This is a genomic window from Mycobacterium sp. (assembly GCF_040509115.1).
In the GTDB taxonomy this organism is placed as follows: domain Bacteria; phylum Actinomycetota; class Actinomycetes; order Mycobacteriales; family Mycobacteriaceae; genus Mycobacterium.
Genome location: NZ_JBEVLO010000420.1, coordinates 1 through 16,091, shown reverse-complemented (window position 1 = coordinate 16,091; position 16,091 = coordinate 1). Strand labels below are relative to the sequence as shown.

15 protein-coding genes and 1 pseudogene are annotated in these 16,091 nt (G+C 69.7%); 6 read left to right on the top strand and 10 right to left on the bottom strand.

What is annotated here, in order from left to right:
- Window positions 1-115 precede the first annotated feature (115 nt).
- The 6 genes from rpsI to eccCa all read right to left on the bottom strand — a co-directional run bounded on the left by rpsI (window position 116) and on the right by eccCa (window position 6,895).
- Window positions 116-619 carry a 30S ribosomal protein S9 gene (gene rpsI / locus ABW137_RS29065; protein ID WP_526405242.1) on the bottom strand — a complete coding sequence of 168 codons (504 nt, stop codon included), beginning with the start codon at window positions 617-619 and terminating at the stop codon, window positions 116-118.
- A 14-nt stretch (window positions 620-633) separates the two neighbouring features.
- Window positions 634-1,077 carry a 50S ribosomal protein L13 gene (rplM, locus tag ABW137_RS29060; protein WP_526405239.1) on the bottom strand — a complete coding sequence of 148 codons (444 nt, stop codon included), beginning with the start codon at window positions 1,075-1,077 and terminating at the stop codon, window positions 634-636.
- Between the two features lie 359 nt (window positions 1,078-1,436).
- Window positions 1,437-1,733 (bottom strand): WXG100 family type VII secretion target, encoded by a 297-nt coding sequence (locus tag ABW137_RS29055; RefSeq protein ID WP_526405237.1) that lies wholly within the window; start codon window positions 1,731-1,733, stop codon window positions 1,437-1,439.
- A gap of 30 nt (window positions 1,734-1,763) precedes the next feature.
- Window positions 1,764-2,075, bottom strand: a complete 312-nt coding sequence (locus tag ABW137_RS29050; protein ID WP_526405235.1) for a WXG100 family type VII secretion target — start codon at window positions 2,073-2,075, stop codon at window positions 1,764-1,766.
- Between the two features lie 75 nt (window positions 2,076-2,150).
- A complete protein-coding gene (locus ABW137_RS29045; protein ID WP_526405234.1) occupies window positions 2,151-3,269 on the bottom strand; it encodes a type VII secretion-associated protein in 1,119 nt (372 codons plus the stop codon).
- Window positions 3,266-6,895 carry a type VII secretion protein EccCa gene (eccCa, locus tag ABW137_RS29040; protein ID WP_526405232.1) on the bottom strand — a complete coding sequence of 1,210 codons (3,630 nt, stop codon included), beginning with the start codon at window positions 6,893-6,895 and terminating at the stop codon, window positions 3,266-3,268. Before eccCa ends, ABW137_RS29045 begins: the two co-directional genes overlap by 4 nt.
- Before the next feature lie 123 nt (window positions 6,896-7,018).
- Between eccCa and eccD the strand changes: the two genes are divergently transcribed.
- Together eccD and mycP are read left to right on the top strand one after the other, a co-directional pair.
- A complete protein-coding gene (gene eccD, locus ABW137_RS29035) occupies window positions 7,019-8,296 on the top strand; it encodes a type VII secretion integral membrane protein EccD (RefSeq protein ID WP_526405230.1) in 1,278 nt (425 codons plus the stop codon).
- Window positions 8,293-9,669 (top strand): type VII secretion-associated serine protease mycosin, encoded by a 1,377-nt coding sequence (gene mycP, locus ABW137_RS29030; protein WP_526405228.1) that lies wholly within the window; start codon window positions 8,293-8,295, stop codon window positions 9,667-9,669. The genes eccD and mycP overlap by 4 nt, the downstream gene beginning before the upstream one ends.
- Here the strand turns inward: mycP and eccB are convergent.
- Window positions 9,634-11,016: a type VII secretion protein EccB gene (gene eccB, locus ABW137_RS29025; RefSeq protein WP_526405226.1), complete on the bottom strand. Its 1,383-nt coding sequence runs from the start codon at window positions 11,014-11,016 to the stop codon at window positions 9,634-9,636. The two genes, mycP and eccB, sit on opposite strands and share 36 nt — an antisense overlap.
- A gap of 63 nt (window positions 11,017-11,079) precedes the next feature.
- Window positions 11,080-11,634, bottom strand: coding sequence for a CGNR zinc finger domain-containing protein (locus ABW137_RS29020; protein WP_526405241.1), 555 nt, complete (start codon window positions 11,632-11,634; stop codon window positions 11,080-11,082).
- Between the two features lie 74 nt (window positions 11,635-11,708).
- On the opposite strand from ABW137_RS29020, the gene ABW137_RS29015 reads away from it, so the two are divergent.
- The 4 genes from ABW137_RS29015 to ABW137_RS29000 are packed head-to-tail and all read left to right on the top strand — an operon-like array spanning window position 11,709 to window position 14,857.
- Window positions 11,709-12,749, top strand: coding sequence for an EamA family transporter (locus tag ABW137_RS29015; protein ID WP_526405224.1), 1,041 nt, complete (start codon window positions 11,709-11,711; stop codon window positions 12,747-12,749).
- Between the two features lie 15 nt (window positions 12,750-12,764).
- Window positions 12,765-13,430: a cutinase family protein gene (locus ABW137_RS29010; RefSeq protein WP_526405222.1), complete on the top strand. Its 666-nt coding sequence runs from the start codon at window positions 12,765-12,767 to the stop codon at window positions 13,428-13,430.
- Window positions 13,431-13,455: 25 nt separating this feature from the next.
- Window positions 13,456-14,121, top strand: a complete 666-nt coding sequence (locus ABW137_RS29005) for a cutinase family protein (RefSeq protein WP_526405220.1) — start codon at window positions 13,456-13,458, stop codon at window positions 14,119-14,121.
- A gap of 46 nt (window positions 14,122-14,167) precedes the next feature.
- The gene (locus ABW137_RS29000) at window positions 14,168-14,857 is read left to right on the top strand and encodes a cutinase family protein (RefSeq protein WP_526405219.1); all 690 of its coding nucleotides are present in this window, start codon (window positions 14,168-14,170) and stop codon (window positions 14,855-14,857) included.
- Window positions 14,858-14,935: 78 nt separating this feature from the next.
- Here ABW137_RS29000 and truA read toward each other — a convergent pair whose 3' ends face one another.
- Together truA and ABW137_RS28990 are read right to left on the bottom strand one after the other, a co-directional pair.
- The gene (truA, locus tag ABW137_RS28995; RefSeq protein WP_526405217.1) at window positions 14,936-15,799 is read right to left on the bottom strand and encodes a tRNA pseudouridine(38-40) synthase TruA; all 864 of its coding nucleotides are present in this window, start codon (window positions 15,797-15,799) and stop codon (window positions 14,936-14,938) included.
- A gap of 26 nt (window positions 15,800-15,825) precedes the next feature.
- A pseudogene (locus tag ABW137_RS28990) lies at window positions 15,826-16,091 on the bottom strand (50S ribosomal protein L17); the annotation flags it as partial.

Below are 16,091 nucleotides of genomic sequence, written 5' to 3'. Positions count from 1 at the left end.
CGTCGGTGCCTAACAGCCGGCCCATACTCCTCCTAGATACCCCGCGAGCAGTGCGTGGCCGGGCTCCCAAGACGGAACCGGTCGCGCACTGCTCGCGGCCAAGCAGAACCGAGGATCAGCGCTTCGAGTACTGAGGCGCCTTGCGGGCCTTCTTGAGGCCGTACTTCTTGCGCTCGATGGCGCGCGGGTCACGCGTGAGGTAGCCGGCCTTCTTCAGCGGCGGCCGGTCCTCGGGCTGCACGATGATCAAGGCGCGGGCGATCGCGAGGCGCAGCGCGCCCGCCTGTCCGGACGGGCCGCCACCATCGAGGTGGGCGAAGATATCGACGGTATCGAGCCGGTCGACGAGCACCAGCGGGGCCTTGATCAGCTGCTGGTGCACCTTGTTCGGGAAGTACTCCTCCAAGCTGCGGCCGTCCAGGGTGAACTTGCCGGTGCCGGGAGTGAGGCGAACCCGCACCACGGCCTCCTTGCGGCGGCCGACGGTCTGGATCGGACGGTCGAGCAGGAGCGGTTCGCGGACCGGAGCTTCGTCGGCCTGCGCGGTCTCGACGACCTCGACCTCGACGGTCTCAGGCGTCTCGATTGCTTCGTCGTCGACCTCGGGGGTCTCGGTCACGTCAGTCGACTCGGTCACTGGGCCACCTGCTTGATCTCGTAAGGAACCGGCTGCTGAGCGATGTGGGGATGCTCGGGGCCCGCGTAGACCTTGAGCTTCTTCTGGACCTGTCGGCTCAGCTTGTTGTGGGGAAGCATGCCGATGATCGCGTTCTCCACGACCTTCTCGGGGTTCTTCGCCATCATTTCGCCGATGGTGCGCCTGCGGAGGCCGCCGGGGTAACCCGAGTGGCGGTAGGCGTACTTGTTGGCGAGCTTGTCGCCACTGATGGCGACCTTGTCCGCGTTGATGACGATGACGAAGTCGCCACCGTCGACATTCGGCGTGAACGTCGGCTTGTGCTTGCCACGCAGCAGAGTTGCAGCTGCGACGGCGAGCCGGCCGAGGACCACGTCGCGGGCGTCGATGACGTACCACGTGCGCGTGGTGTCACCCGCCTTCGGCGTGTACGTAGGCACAGCGCTACCTTCTTCTCTCTCGGGTTTGTCCCGGGCGAACCGGGTGTCGGTCCGGCGTGTGATCGGAGTTCTCGGCGACCGACGTAGACCCGAGAACCCGCAGAGCCCGTGAGGACTCATCGCGCGCCAACCGAGCAGCTTACCGGCGACCGTCGTCGCAGGTCAAAACGCCGTGATCGACCTGCCGCCCGCGCTGCGCGGGCTCAGGGCTCCAGACCCGGCGCCGGTCGACGCCCTGGCCGTCGCTCACCGTCATCGTCCCACGCCGGATGACCGGTCGCAGCAGGTCAGGGCATGACTGTGCGGTCCCTCCCGGGCTCTCCTCCCGGTCGGGACCGCACAGGGTCATGGTGTGAGGGTCAGAACCCCCAGGCGCTCGCGGCGCGACGGTCGGTGGCCGCAACCTCGTCCGCGCCGTCGCGCACGGCGTTGCCGAGGCTGAACAGGATCTCGTTGAGCGCGGCCGCCGAGCGGTCCCATCTGGTCTGCTCGACGCGATAGGCCTCGGCGGCCTCCCTGGTCCAGGCCGCCTGCAGGGGCGCTATCTGCGCACGCAGGTCGTCCAGCGCCGCGTTGAACCGCGCGTGCGTGTTGTGGATCTCCTGACGCACGGTGTATTCGATCTCGCTGAAGTCGTATGACAGAACCGGATCCATGGGTGCTCCATTCGGGTTGGTGGGAACTGACTACGGAAGGTCGGTGGCGGCGATCCGGTGCGAGTGCTGATCGGCCGCCTCGCGCAGGGTGCGTTCGTTGAAGCGGATGGTCTCGGCGATCCGCTGAAGTGAGTCGTGCAAGGCCATCGACTCCGTGTTCCACCGGTCGACGACCTCGCGGAACCTTGCGGCGGCGGCACCTCCCCACACCGAAGGGGGGACGTTGGTCATCTGGCCGATGAACGTCCGCAGCATGGCCCGAATCTCCTCGTTGCGGCCGTCGATCTTGCCCGCCACGGCCGTCATCAGGCCGAAGTCGGTGTTCAGTGCGCCGTTGGTCATGGTGTTCCCTTCGTTTCCGTCTGTTTGATTGGACGCGCCGTACGCTCGTCCGGTTCCCTTGGGCGTCAGACACTTTCACCCGATGGCACGAGCCGACCCGATCGCCCGGTCGCAGACCCCCGTCGTGTCCACGGCACCCTGACATCCGATTGCGATCCTCACCCCACGGTCCAGCAGGACGGCCCACGACACCTCGCGGTCCGGCCGCACCTCCCGATAGGTGACGGCAGGGCGGTCGGCTCGCCGGCCAGCCGCAACGAAGTCCACGAAGACGCCGCCGGGCTCACCAGCCAACGCCACCCGCAGCGCCTCTGCCGTCGCCGCCAGTGTCGCGTCCCGGACCCTGGACTGCGTGACGTGAAGCGCGTCGGACGCAGCGGCTGGCGAGATCACCTGCACCCGAGCCGAACCGGGCCCGACCGTGATCCGCTCGACGGGCCAACCCCTTGGCACCTCGACCGCGACGCGTCCCTCGATCAACCACCCCACGTCGGGTGACGTCTCGGGGACGATCCGTAGTGCCGCGACACCCAGCATGGCCACGACGAGTGCTGCACCGACGGAAACCACGGCACGCGGGGAAGGCGAACGACGCCGGACCTGGCGCGGCGTCGGCGCGGCGCCCTGCCCACGCACGACGCCGGCTACCTCGTGGTCGCCACACGTGGAGACGTCGATGCCGCGGCGACGCAGCTCCAGCCCGAGGTCGGTGCCGAACCGGGCCGCCGTGGTGGGGACGTCGATCGTCACCGCGACCAGCCCGTCCAGGCACGCGACCGTGGCGTCGAGGACACGCTTTGGGTCGCCAGTGCGCGCTACCGCGTGCCGCCGACCCGCGGCGTGCACCACGACGATCTCCTTGGCGATCTCCACCACCGCGCGGTCGGCCGCCAACACCTCCGCGCGCCGTCTGACGGCCACGTCTGCGGACCAATGGCGCGCTGCGACTTCCACACTCGCCACGCGGGTGTCCGGCCACCAAGAGGGGCAGACGAGTACCACACCGTCGGAGGTCGAACCGATTGCCGACCCCAGCAACTCGGTCCACATCTGGTCGACGCGCATCGGCCGGTGGTCGACGAGTGCCAGGTCGTCGTCGATGCAGTCGAGTGCGACCGCGGCGAGCTCGGGGTCGACCTCGCCGGGTCCCAACACCGCGGTGGGTCCGACGACGACGATCGCCGGGCCGCTCACGTCTGCTCCACCCACGACACCTGCACGAGTTGGTCGCGCTCCCCGCGCCTGCTCAGCCTGCCGCGGCCCGGCGGGAGCGGGGTGGGGCGGGCCGAACCGAGCAACGCTCCCTCGTCGGGACTCGCACTCATCATCAGCCCCATGCAGCCGAGGTCGCGCAGCCGGGACAGAACGGGATCGAACAGTGCCCGCGCGGCACCACCGGAGCGGCGCGCAATCACCATGTGGAGACCGATGTCTCGCGTATGGGGCAGCAGATCAAGAAGCGGCGACAGCGGATTCCCCGAGGCGCCGGCAACGAGATCGTAGTCGTCGACCATCACGTAGACGTCCGGACCGGACCACCACGACCGATCCCTCAGTTGGCGCTGGGTGACGTGCTCGCCGGGCAGTCGGGTGCTCAGCAGCGCGACCGCGGCGGTGACGTGCGTCTCGGCGACGGCCGCCGACGCCGCGTATCCGAGCAGGTGGTCCGATTCGACTTCGCCCAGCAGCGTGCGACGGAAGTCGACGACGAGGATCCGGGCGCAATCGGGGCCGTTCACCCGCACGATCTCCCGGCACAGCGTCCGCAGCGCCGCAGTCTTCCCGCACTCCGCGTCGCCGAGGACGAGCAGGTGGTGATGAGCACCGAAGTCCATTGCCAGGGGCTGCATGTCGTGCTCCCCGAGTCCGATGCAGAGCGCGTCGGGGCGCTCCGCCGCGACCGCCGGGTGCGAAACCCGCGACGGCAACAGCCGAATCGGTGGCACCGCCCGTCCGGCGTGGCGCGTTCGGAGAGATTCCACGTCCGCCCGCAGCGACCCGAGGTCCTCCACCCCCAGCCGGGGCGCGGCGACCACGAATTCCAAGCCGTCGCGGGTGATCCCGTGCCCTGGTGGCCGGTCGCCGAGGAGCCGGGCCCGCCTTCGGTCCATCTCCGAGTCGGCAGGGTCGCCGAGCCGTAGTTCGATCCGGGTGCCCAACTGGTCCTTGAGTGCGGGCCTGATGTCCGCCCACCGCGAGGCGGCGATGACGACGTGCACTCCGGCCGACAACCCCTGTGCGGCAATGGCAGTCACGACTTCCTCCACGCCGTCGAGTTCCTGTCGTGCCACTGCCCAGCCGTCGATGACGAGGAATGCCTCTCCGTCACCGTCGTCGACCGCGCCGCGCCGCCGCCGCGCGTCACGATCGGCGACGAGGCCCTGTACGTGGGTGAGGATTCTCTTGGCGAGCTCTCGTTCTAACCTGCCCGCCATGGCACCGACGTGCGGGACGTCGCTCAGCGCGCAGAGCCCACCACCGCCGAAGTCCAGGCCGTAGATCTGCACGGCGCCGGGGTCGCTGGTGGCGGCCAGCGCCAGCAGCAGGGTTTGCAGAGTGGTGGACTTACCGGCCCGCGGCCCACCGACCACGGCGACGTGGCCGCCGACGGCCCGCAGATCGGCGAGCAGTTGCTCGCGACGCTGGGCAAACGGGTTGTCCACCAGCCCGATTGGCAGCACCAGCGGCGGTCGGGCCAGGTCGGTGGCACCGAGTAACGCACCGATGGTAGGCGCCTGCTCCAAGGGCGGGAGCCACACCCGGTGGGCGGGCAGCCCGTGGCAGGCCAACCCGTCGACCACCGCGTCGAGAAGGGGTCTCGCGCCGACCCGCTCTCGACGGGTGGGGCTGGGCTGCGCGGCGCGGAACAGCGCCGGGACCGGCGCGGCGGGTGGCTCGGGCGTTGGCACGGGACCAGACACGTAGGCGGTCTGGAAGCGCACCACGTCGCCGGCCGCGGTCTTGAGGATCGCCGCGCCGGGAGACGCGGGGAGGTCGTGGGCATCACTGGTGCCGAGCACGGCCCTGGACTCGGCGGCCGAGAACGTCTTGAGACAGATGCGGTAGGACAGGTGACTCTCCAGCCCGCGCAGGCGTCCCTCGTCGAGTCGCTGACTCGCCAGCAGGAGGTGCACCCCCAGCGATCGCCCCACGCGGCCAATGGCGACGAACAACTCGGCGAAGTCAGGCTGCTGGCTGAGCATTTCGGCGAACTCGTCGACCACGATCAGCAGAGCGGGCAGCGGTGGCAGGTCCGCCCCGGCGCCCCGCGCCGCGGCGTACTCGCCGATGTTCGCGAAGTTTCCCGCGGCGCGAAGCACTTCCTGACGGCGCGTCATCTCACCGGCGAGCGCGTCGCGCATGCGGACGACGAGGTGTTCCTCGTCGGCCAGATTGGTGACGACGGCCGCTACGTGCCGCAACCTCTCGAGCCCGAGAAACGTGGCGCCGCCCTTGAAGTCGACGAGAACGAGGTTCAACGCATCGGGAGCGTGGGTGGCGACGAGGCCCAGCGCCAGTGTCCTGAGGAACTCCGACTTGCCCGACCCCGTCGCGCCGACGCACAGCCCGTGCGGACCCATGCCGCCCTCGGCGGCCTCCTTGAGATCGAGCCACACCGGTTCGCCGTTCTCGGCGGTGCCGACGGCCACCCGGAGCCTGCGCCTGTCACCACGTGCCACCCACGCGGTGGCGGCGTCGATGCGCGCGGGATCGTCGATGCCGACGAGCCCCGCCCAGTCGATCGGGCCACCGGCCACGGCGGACCGCGGGACGAACGGCGCCAGCCGCCTCGCACACGCGAGGGCTTGTTGATGCGTCATGGTGTCCGGACGCTCGATGGTGGTGTCCGCGTCGACGTCGATGGACAAACACGGCACCGACCCGTGGCGACCGATGCACAACATCGTCACGCCCGCCGTCTCGGAGGCGGCCCCGAGTTCCCCGGCGTTGAGCTCACCGTCGACGATCACCACCAAGTGTGCGGAAGGCGTCGCTTCGACTGAACGCCGATGGTGCGGGAGCCATTTCAGCCAGTCCCACTCGCGCGCCGACGCCTCGCCGAGCCCGGTGAACCCGAGGTCGTCCGGCCCCTGCAACACCGCCGCCTGGCACACCATCGCCCGAGCCATCGCCCGCGCCCGATCCGTGGTGCCCTCGACCGCGATCACGCGGTGAGCGGTCAGGTCGACCGTGATCGGCATTCCCGGCACGGTGGCACGCTCGGCGATCACCCGCGCCAACGCCCCCGCGGTGACCGGATCGCGACCGTCGATGGGCCCCGGCTCGGGTAGAACCAGTGTCGCAGCAGGTGCAGCCGGGCCGATCCCCACGCGCACGTGGCAGAAGTCTGCCTCGCTCTTGCGCCGCTCCCACATGCGCGCGCCGCCAACGAGGGTCCACGCGGACACCGGGTCGGGATGTCGCCAGTGCCATGCCGCGTACTGCGCCTCGGCAGACCTACCCAAGGAGTCGTCAAGGGTGCGCAGGTACCGCAGGTAGGCACGGCGGTCCTCGTCGAGCTCACCGCTGCGCCGGGTGCCGCGTGCCCCGTAGGCCAGCGAGCCGAGCACCGACATCAGCATCATCACCGGGAAGAACAGGAACATCGGACTACGCGAAGTTCCTGCGCCAGAGGTGAAGTAGAGAACCGTCATTCCGCCCATCGCCAGGATCATGGCGACCGGCAACAAGCGGGTGAGGACGTTCGCCGACTGCGCCTTGGGCACCTCGGGCGGCGGCTCCACGACGATCTGAACGTCGATGAGCTGACCATCCTCGGCCGGCGGCGGTGACGGGCGAGCCGTCGACGAGAGTTCCATCGGATTGGTTGGACGTTGGCGGAGACCGGCTGGTTCCAACCGGCGCCGAGGAACATTGGCGATCAACGACCCCACACGGCCCGGTTACGGTGAGCACGGAGCGCTATTTCCGGGGGTGATGCGGTGTCCGTGCGCCGAGTGTGCGTCCATGTCGAGCGTCGTGACGGCCCTGTCGCGATCGACGTCTCGCTGCCAGCGGGGTTACCGGTGGTCGACCTGATCCCGGCCGTCGTCGACCTGGTCGACGACTACCAGTCGAGCAGCGAGGCCACAGCCTGGCGGCTCGGTCGACCGACCGGATCGGCGCTAGAGGAGTCGATGTCACTGGAGGACAACGGCGTTCGTGACGGCGACCTTCTCGTCCTCGGCCCGAACCACATCGCGCCGCCGAGCCCGATCCGCGGCGAACCGTGCCAGGCAGTCGCCGATGCGTCGACCGGCGGGTCCGAACGAACGCGGTTGCTCGCCGACGCCGTTGGCGCTCTCGCGACCGTCCTCGGCGCGGCCGCACTGGCCGGTACGGGTGTCTCCGACCATCCGGGTCCGAACCTCATCGTCGCGGCAGGCGGCGCCTGCGCAGCGATCGTCGCGGCGCTCGCCCGCGGCCACTCGGTGGCACTCGGCGTGGCCGCGGTGGCTCTGGGGGCCGCGACGGGGTATCTCGCCGTGCCATCGGGACCGTCGGCGGCGAACGCGTTTCTGGCCGCGACGGCAGCGCTCTCGGTGGCACTGCTCTTGATGCGGGTGACGGGCCGGGCCTCGTCGACGTTGGCTGCGGCAATTGCGCTTTCGGCGCTGCTCGCCGTCGTGACGGTCGCCGCAATGCCCACCGCCGTGGTCGGCGCGCTGCTTGCGACGGCGTCACTCGGCCTGCTGGCGTTCGCGCCGCGGATCACGGTCCTCGCCGCCGGGCTCGGACCCGCGCATTGGGCGTCCGGCGTGACGGACCGCGCGGACGCCGCTCACGCGATCCTGAGCGGCCTCGTCGCGGCCTGTGCCATCGGCACCGCATCCGGGGTGGGCGCGGTGGCTGTCGCGGGGCTTTCCGGCGCTGTGACGCCGCTCGCAGCGCTCGCCTTCTCGGCAGTCACGTCGGCAGTGCTGCTCCTGCGCGCGCGGACCTACGTGGACGCGGGGCGGCGGATCGCCTTGGTAGCAGCGGGATCCGCGACGGTGGCGATCGCTGTGACGCTGGTGGTCGTCGCCCAACCCCGGCTCAGCGGTTGGTGCTGCGGCATGCTCGTCGCCGTCGGCCTTGCGGTCGCAGTGCGCCCGCGCATCGGTGCGGCGGTCACACGTGTCGTCGACCGGCTCGAGTACGTCGCCCTGGCCGCGGTGGTTCCGCTGGCGTGCTGGGTCGGCGGTGGGTATGCCCTCGTCGCCCAGGTGCACCTGTCGTGAACGGCACCAAGGTGGCCTCGGCCGTGCTCGCCGTCGCAGCGGTCTGGGTCGCACCGACGGCCACCGCGGTGACCCCGCCCGTGGTCGACGACGGCCGCCTGCCGCCCGCAGGTCCGCCCGCCCCGCGGACGCCGACGCTCCAAACCGACCCGTGCGCCACCGGTGGCAGCGCCGCGGGTGACGTGCCCCCGTCTAACTCGGGAGAGCTCGGCCCGGTCTGGGCCCTGACCAGGGGCGCCGGCCAGACGGTGGCCGTCATCGACACCGGCGTGGCCAGGCACCGACTCCTTCCCCACCTGCTCCCCGGCGGTGACTACGTATCGACGGGCGACGGCACCCAGGACTGCGACGGCCACGGCACCATCGTCGCCGGGATCATCGGCGCCACTCCCACGGAGGTGGCGGGATCGACGTTCGGCGGGGTGGCCCCGGATGCGACCATCATGGCGATCCGGCAGTCCAGCAACGTCTTTCGACCGTCGGACTCGACGTCAGGCTCGGGGTCGGGGTCGGGGGTGGGCTCGGGGGTGGGTGACGTCGAGACGCTCGCGATGGCGGTGCGCACCGCCGCGGATGCCGGCGTGACGGTGATCAACATCTCGTCGGTCGCCTGCGTCGACGCTGATGTCGGGGTGGCCGATGAGTCGCTAGGGGCGGCGCTGGCGTACGCCGTCGACGTCAAGAACGTCGTCGTGGTGACGGCAGCCGGAAACGTCGGCGGTGGCGGCCAATGCCGGGAGCAGAACCCTCCCCCGGATCCCGCGCGACCCGGCGTGCCGAGTTGGGATGCGGTGAAGGTCGTCGTGAGCCCAGCCTGGTACGACGACTACGTGCTGACCGTTGGGTCCGTCGACTCGGCGGGACGCCCGTCGTCGTTCACCCTGGCAGGCCCGTGGGTGGACGTCGCGGCACGTGGCGAGGACATCGTGTCCCTCGATCCGGCGGGCGATGGGTTGACCGACGTCGTCCCGGGTTCTTCTGGTGCCGAACCCATTTCGGGAACGTCCTACGCGGCGCCGTTCGTCGCGGGCATTGCCGCCCTGGTTCGCGCGGTCTCCCCCGAGCTGACGGCGCGTCAAGTCATGCGTCGGATCGAGGAGACCGCACACCACCCCGCGGCAGGTTGGGATCCGCTGATGGGCCACGGCGTGGTCGACGTGCTTGCGGCCGTCAGCGCCGACGGCCCCCTGGCCTCGTCGGTCCCGGTGCCGCCACCGATCGCGCCGGACCCGACAGCTGCGGCGCCGACCGAATCCGGTTCTCGCCGTGTGGCCTTCATCGGCGCGGCGGTCTGCCTCGGGGTTGCCACCGCCGCGGTGAGCTTCTCGGCGGGCAGGCTACGACGGCGTGGCGAGCCCATCGCGGACGACTGATGCCGCGTCGATGCTGAGCTCGGGACCGCGCGGCAGGCGGGCCAGCAACGGCCACGGCGCCGCGGCGGGCTGCTCCGTGACCCCGAGGAGTCTCGCGGTGTCGTCGTCGCGGATGCCGTAGGCGACCCCGGAGTCGGTGACCAGGAAGCGCGGACCCGACGCGCCGTCGTCGTTGGCGATCGGCGCCGACCGGACGTAGGCGCTACGGCCAGCGGCCACGGTCACCGCGTCGACGTTGGGTCCCTCGCCATCGGCTTGCGCCAGCGTCACGCCGTCCGACCGCGTCGTCGGCGTCGAATCACCCGTCATGACGATGGTGTTCGTCGGATTCGAGTGCCACACCGCGCAGATCGCGACCCGGTGTTCGGCCCCGACCGGCAGTCCCGCCCGCCGGGGGAAGGTGCCCACCGGCAGGGTCGTGGCGGCGGGCGCGGCGGCGATGGCCGCGGGCGAGACCGTCGGAATCGCCTCCCCGGCTGTGGCGTAGGTGAATCTGATCAGATCGGCGGCCACCTCCCCCACCGGTTGGACGCCGTCCGCGAGGACCACGTAGTGCTGGGTGGCATCGGCCCTGACGACGCCGACGACGGAGCCGATGGGATTGCCGCGCAGGGCCGTTGGGCCATCGCCACCCGCTCCGGCAATTCTCGGCGCGACGATGGGTGGGGCTTCCGGCACGGCATCGAGCAGGGTGCGCGAGACCGCAAGCGGCGTGATCCCCTCCAACCTGAGTGCGCGCACGACGGCCAGATTCCGCAGATCCACCTGAGCGCGGCGGCCCTCGTAGAGCAGGTAGGTGAGCGCTGCGCCTTCACCGTGCGGGTTCACCAGAACGGCCTCCGACGAGTCGAATCCGCCGAGTGCGGCGTCTCCCACCACGATCACCGTGCGTTGGTCGTCGCACACGGTCCACGGTTGGACGCCGACGGATCCACCGATGACCGAGGGTGCGCCGGGGATGCCAACGACGGGACCCCTCTTGGCCTCGGCGATGGCGGCGTCGGAGACGACGGCGGGGTTGGTCGCGGCTCTTGCCACCAGGCGTGCCGACGCGAGATTCGGCACTGGATGCAGGGTGTCGCCGATGCGCACGTAGAGCGCGCCCGATTCGCGGGACATGACGATCGGCGCGGCGTCCGGCACACCGCGCGGCGCAATCAACGCAAGCACCCCGCAGAGCGTTACGGCGATTACCGTCAGGAGACACCCCGTGAGCAGCGACATCGATTGTGCGCGTAGCGGATCGTCGTGCATCGCGATGTCTCTGCGCACCAGTGCGTGCGTCATGCGACGTACGTGGAAGCGTTGCGCGCTGACCTCCAGCCGCGTCGCGTGTTGCCGACCCATGTGTCCCCCGGCAGTCAGCGTAACGGGGGTCAGCGGCCGGTCCGAGCATCGATTTCGCGCGGCCTACGCTTCGCGCGCCTGCCGCTCCCGGTACGCCGCCACGTGTTGACGGTTTCCGCAATTGCCGGTGTCGCAGAACATCCGGGAGCGGTTGCGGGACAGGTCGACCAGCACGGCCTCGCAGTCGGGGGCCGCGCAGATCTTGAGCCTGCGCAACTCGCCAGCCCGGATCACGTCGGCCAACGACATCGCCATTTCGGCTCCCATCCGCTGCCACAGCGGATCGTGGATCGACGCGAGGTGCAGGTGCCACTCCGGCATCGACGCGTGCCGGGTCAGCCACGGCGCAGCACGGGTATCACTGAGCAGTGCGTTGACCTGTCCGACGGTTCGCTCTTCGTCGTCGGCAATACCCCACAACTTGCCGAGTCGGTCGCGCAGCCGGTGCACGGACTCGAGTTCTGCCGGGTCGCGGTCCCGCCGTCCCGTCCACCCGAAACCGTCGAGGTACTCATCGAGTGCCGCCATGTCGCCGAGCTGTTCGCCGTCGACGCGGTTGGTGTTGATCAGAACGCAGGCGGCGCGAAGTGTGAGCTCCGTGTCATGACTGAAATTCATTTGACTCATGACTCCTCTCACCGGTAGCGTCACGACCAACATTAATTTTACTCATTACATGCCAGGAGGTGCCAGTGACTGCGACAATCGACGCGCGGCCCGCCGCCGGCCAGTTTCGACTCGGCCTGCTGTTCGCGATCGGTTCAGCCTTCGCCTTCGGCATGTCCGGTCCCCTTGGCAAATCACTCATGGAGGCGGGCTGGAGCCCAACCGCCGCCGTCACCGCCCGTCTGGCGGGCGGCGCCGTCGCGATGGCCGTCTTCGCCACGATGACGAGGCCCAACTGGGTCCGGGAGGCACTGCAGCACTGGAAGACCGTGATCGCCTACGGCATCGTGCCCATCGCGGGCGCCCAGCTGTGCTACTACAACGCTGTCTCGCACTTGTCCGTTGCGGTCGCGCTTCTCCTCGAGTACACCGCCCCCGTCCTCGTCGTCGGATGGCTGTGGGCCACCACCCGCCGCAGGCCGAGCAACCTCACGATGGCCGGTGTCGTGCTGGCCGTCGCCGGCATCATGCTGGTGCTCGGCATCCTCGAGAACGGCGGCTTCTCCGGCGCGCACATCAACCTGATCGGCGTCGGCTGGGCTCTGGCCGCTGCGATCTGCGCGGCGTGCTACTTCATGATGTCCGACCAGGCCAGTGCCGACAGCACGGCTGAAGGCAGCCTGCACTCCATCACCCTTGCGGCCGGTGGACTGATCATCGGCGCACTCACGGTCGCCCTGCTTGGCGCCTCGGGACTGATGCCGCTGACCTTCACCGCAAACGACGCCGTCATCGCGGGCTGGACGACGTCCTGGGTGATTCCGGTGATCGCGCTGGCTTTGATCCCCACCGCGATCGCCTACACCCTCGGCATCATGGGCATCGCCCGGCTGCGCCCGAGGTTCGCCTCACTGGTCGGCCTTGCCGAGGTGTTGTTCGCGGTCCTCGCGGCGTGGGCTCTCCTCGGGGAGGCACTGACCATCACGCAGGCCGTCGGCGCCGCCGTCGTGCTCGTCGGCCTGGTGCTGGCGCGGCAGGGCGACCGGACCGACAAGGTTGCCGACGCCAGCTGGCCGGAAACGCCGGCGGGCGGCGCTACCTCCGACGCGACGGTTCGCCTCGGCTAACGCCGTTATGTTTAGATGGGCTACGTGACCAAGATCAGGACGTCCGCCCGTCTGGCCGCAATCGCGTCGGCCCTCTGCTGCGCCGCCGCCACCCTGGTGATGGCGCCGCAAGCGAGCGCCGAACCCTGCAACGACATCGAGGTGGTCTTCGCGCGCGGCACCAGCGAAGCGCCCGGCATCGGGCGGGTGGGGCAAGCCCTGGTCGATGCACTGATCCCGCTCGTCGGCGGCAGGACCGTCGGCGCCTACGGCGTGATCTACCCGGCGACGTACGACTTCCTCACCGCGGCGGACGGCGCCACCGATGCGACCAACTTCATCAGCTCGACCGCCGCGGCCTGCCCCTCCACGCGGTTCGTGCTCGGCGGTTATTCACAGGGCGCCGCGGTGATCGACCTGTTGGCGGGCATCCCCCCGCTTGGCAACAAACTTGGCGGTGAGATCGCACCGCCGCTGCCGTCGAGCCTCGTCCCCAACGTCGCCGCAGTCGTCGTGTTCGGAAACCCATCCACCAAGTTCTCCGTGCCGATCACCAGCTCGACCTTCGGCGGCCGCGCCCTCGACGTCTGCGCCGACGGCGATCCGATTTGCTCGGACGGCCGCAATCCGTTCGCTCACACTCACTACGAGACGTCGGAGTTCATTCCGCAGGCCGCAGGCTTCGTTGCTGGACTTGTCTAGCCACGTTAAGCGCTACCATTCCAGCGTGGCTTTTGATCTTGTTAGGCGCACGCTGCTTGCCATCGTCACCGCAGGCGCCGCCGTCGTCGTTCCCGTCATCTCCTCCACCCCGACAGGGGGTATCGGAGTTGCGGCGGCGGACGACTGCCCCGCCATCGAAGTCGTCTTCGCGCGCGGCACCAACGAGGATCCGGGCCTCGGACTGGTCGGCGGGTCCTTCGTGGACGCGTTGCGGGGAAAGGTCGGTGGCCGTTCGGTCGGCGCGTACGCCGTCAACTATCCCGCCACCTACGACTTCCTTGCCGCAGCCAACGGCGCCAACGACGCGAGCGCACACATCCAGTACATGATGGGCGCGTGCCCGGGCACCAGGCTGGTGCTCGGCGGCTACTCACAGGGTGCGGCCGTGATGGACGTCATCGCCGCGGTACCCGTGCCTGCCATCGGGTTCACCAACCCCCTGCCACCCAACACGCCCGACTTCGTCGCAGGCATCGCCGTCTTCGGCAACCCGTCGGCCAAGCTCGGACTGCCGCTGACCACCAGCCCCGTGTGGGGCGGCAGGTCCATCGACCTGTGCAACGGCGGCGACCCCGTCTGCCAGACCGACGGCGAAGACGTTGCCGCACACCGGGCATACGCAGGCGGCCCTGCCAACACGGCGGCCAACTTCATCGCCGGTCTGCTCTAACTCCACGGTCGGTGATCGACCCGCGCGGTCGGCTAGCATCCATACAGTGGCCATTCAGCAGCTTCGCAGGTCCGTTCTCGCCTTCGGGATAAACACCGTCGTCACCGCCCTCATCGCTGGAGCACTGCTGGTCGTTCCCGCCGTGACGGCAGTCGGCGTGCCGACCGCGTCCGCAGCCTGCCCCGCCGTCGAGGTGATCTTCGCCCGCGGTCGCCTGGAGCCCGCAGGACCCGGCCAGATCGGCAACACCTTCATCAGCGCCCTGCGCTCCAAGACCGGCAAGAACGTCAACCTCTACGCAGTGCGCTATCCCGCCGACAACCAGATCGACATCGGCGCCAACGACATGAGCGCCCGCGTGCAGAGCACGATGGCCAACTGCCCCGACACCCGGATCGTGCTCGGCGGCTACTCCCTCGGAGCCGCGGTCACCGACGTCGCGCTGGCCGTGCCGTTCCGGTTCTTCGGCTTCGACAACCCGCTGCCGCCGGGAGCCGATCAGCACATCGCCGCCGTCGCGTTGTTCGGCAACGGCAGCGCCTGGGCCGGACCCATCGGTGCGTTCAATCCGATCTACCGGGAACGCACCATCGAGATGTGCCACGGCGCCGACCCGATCTGCAATCCTGCCGACCCCAACACCTGGGAGGAGAACTGGTCCGATCACGCCGCCAAGGCCTACATCGACGCAGGCATGGTGAACGAGGCGGCCGACTTCGTGGCGGGCCGGGTCTGACCTCACCGACGGTGGGGGGCGTGAGCGCTCATCGACCGATTCGTCGGCCAGAAGCCACACAGTCGAGACGACAATCCGCTAGCCGAGCGTCCGGATGTCCCTGGTGACCTTGATGCGCGCTTCGAGCTCGTCGTCGGACGGGTAGTCGACGGCGACCAGCGTCAACCCGCGGGCAGGGGCGGCGGCGAAGTCACTCGACCGCGACGTCGACGCCAGCAGACCCGCCATCCAGTCCGGCCTGCGACGCCCCTCCCCCACAGCCAGCAGCGCTCCCACCACCGAGCGAACCATGTTCCAGCAGAAGGCGTCCGCCGTGACGTGGGCCGTGATCAGGTCACCATCGCGGACCCAGTCCAGCCGCTGCAGATCACGGATCGTAGTGGCCCCTCGTCGCGGTCGGCAGAATGCGGCGAAGTCGTTGAGGCCCAACAGTTCTCGCGAAGCCACCGCGATCGCATCCAAGTCCAGCTGTCGCGGCCACGCGGTGACGAACCGCGCCTCCTGGGGCGCCACCCCGAAGGGCGCGGTCGAGAGCCGGTATTCGTAATGCCTGCGCAGCGCCGAGAACCGGGCATCGAATCCGACAGGCGCCCTGGTCACGTCGCGGACCCGGACGTCATCGGTCAGCAACTTGGACAGTCGTCGGACCAACGGCAGGAACTCCGGCTCGCCGGATCGCGGGGTTCGCGGATACGCCAGCGGGATGGCGTCGGCGGGCACGTCGACGTGTGCGACCTGACCGGTGGCGTGCACACCGGTGTCGGTACGACCCGCGGCGCGCGTCACGATTGGCGTGCGGAACACCATCGACAGTGCGTCGTCGATGGTGCCCGCGACCGTGCGCTGCTCCGCCTGCGTCGCCCAGCCGGCGAAACCGGTGCCGTCGTAGGCGATGTCGAGGCGAAGACGAACATGCCCGCCATCGGATTCGATGGCGGGCATGTTCAGTGCTTCGTTACTTGGCGCGGTTACTTGGCGTCGTCGGCCTTGTCCTCGGCCGGAGCCTCGGCGGCGTCATCCTCGGCGGCCTCGGTCTCGGTAGCGTCGGCGGTCTCGTCAGCCGCAGCCTCCACGGGGGCCTCCTCGACGGGGGCTGCGGCGGCCGGAGCTGCCTTCGTCGACGCGCCGACCCGACGGGCCCGGTCGGCCTCGGAGGTGACCGTCTTCTCCCGAACCAGCTCGATGACGGCCATCGGGGCGTTGTCGCCCTTGCGTGCCTCCACCTTGATGATGC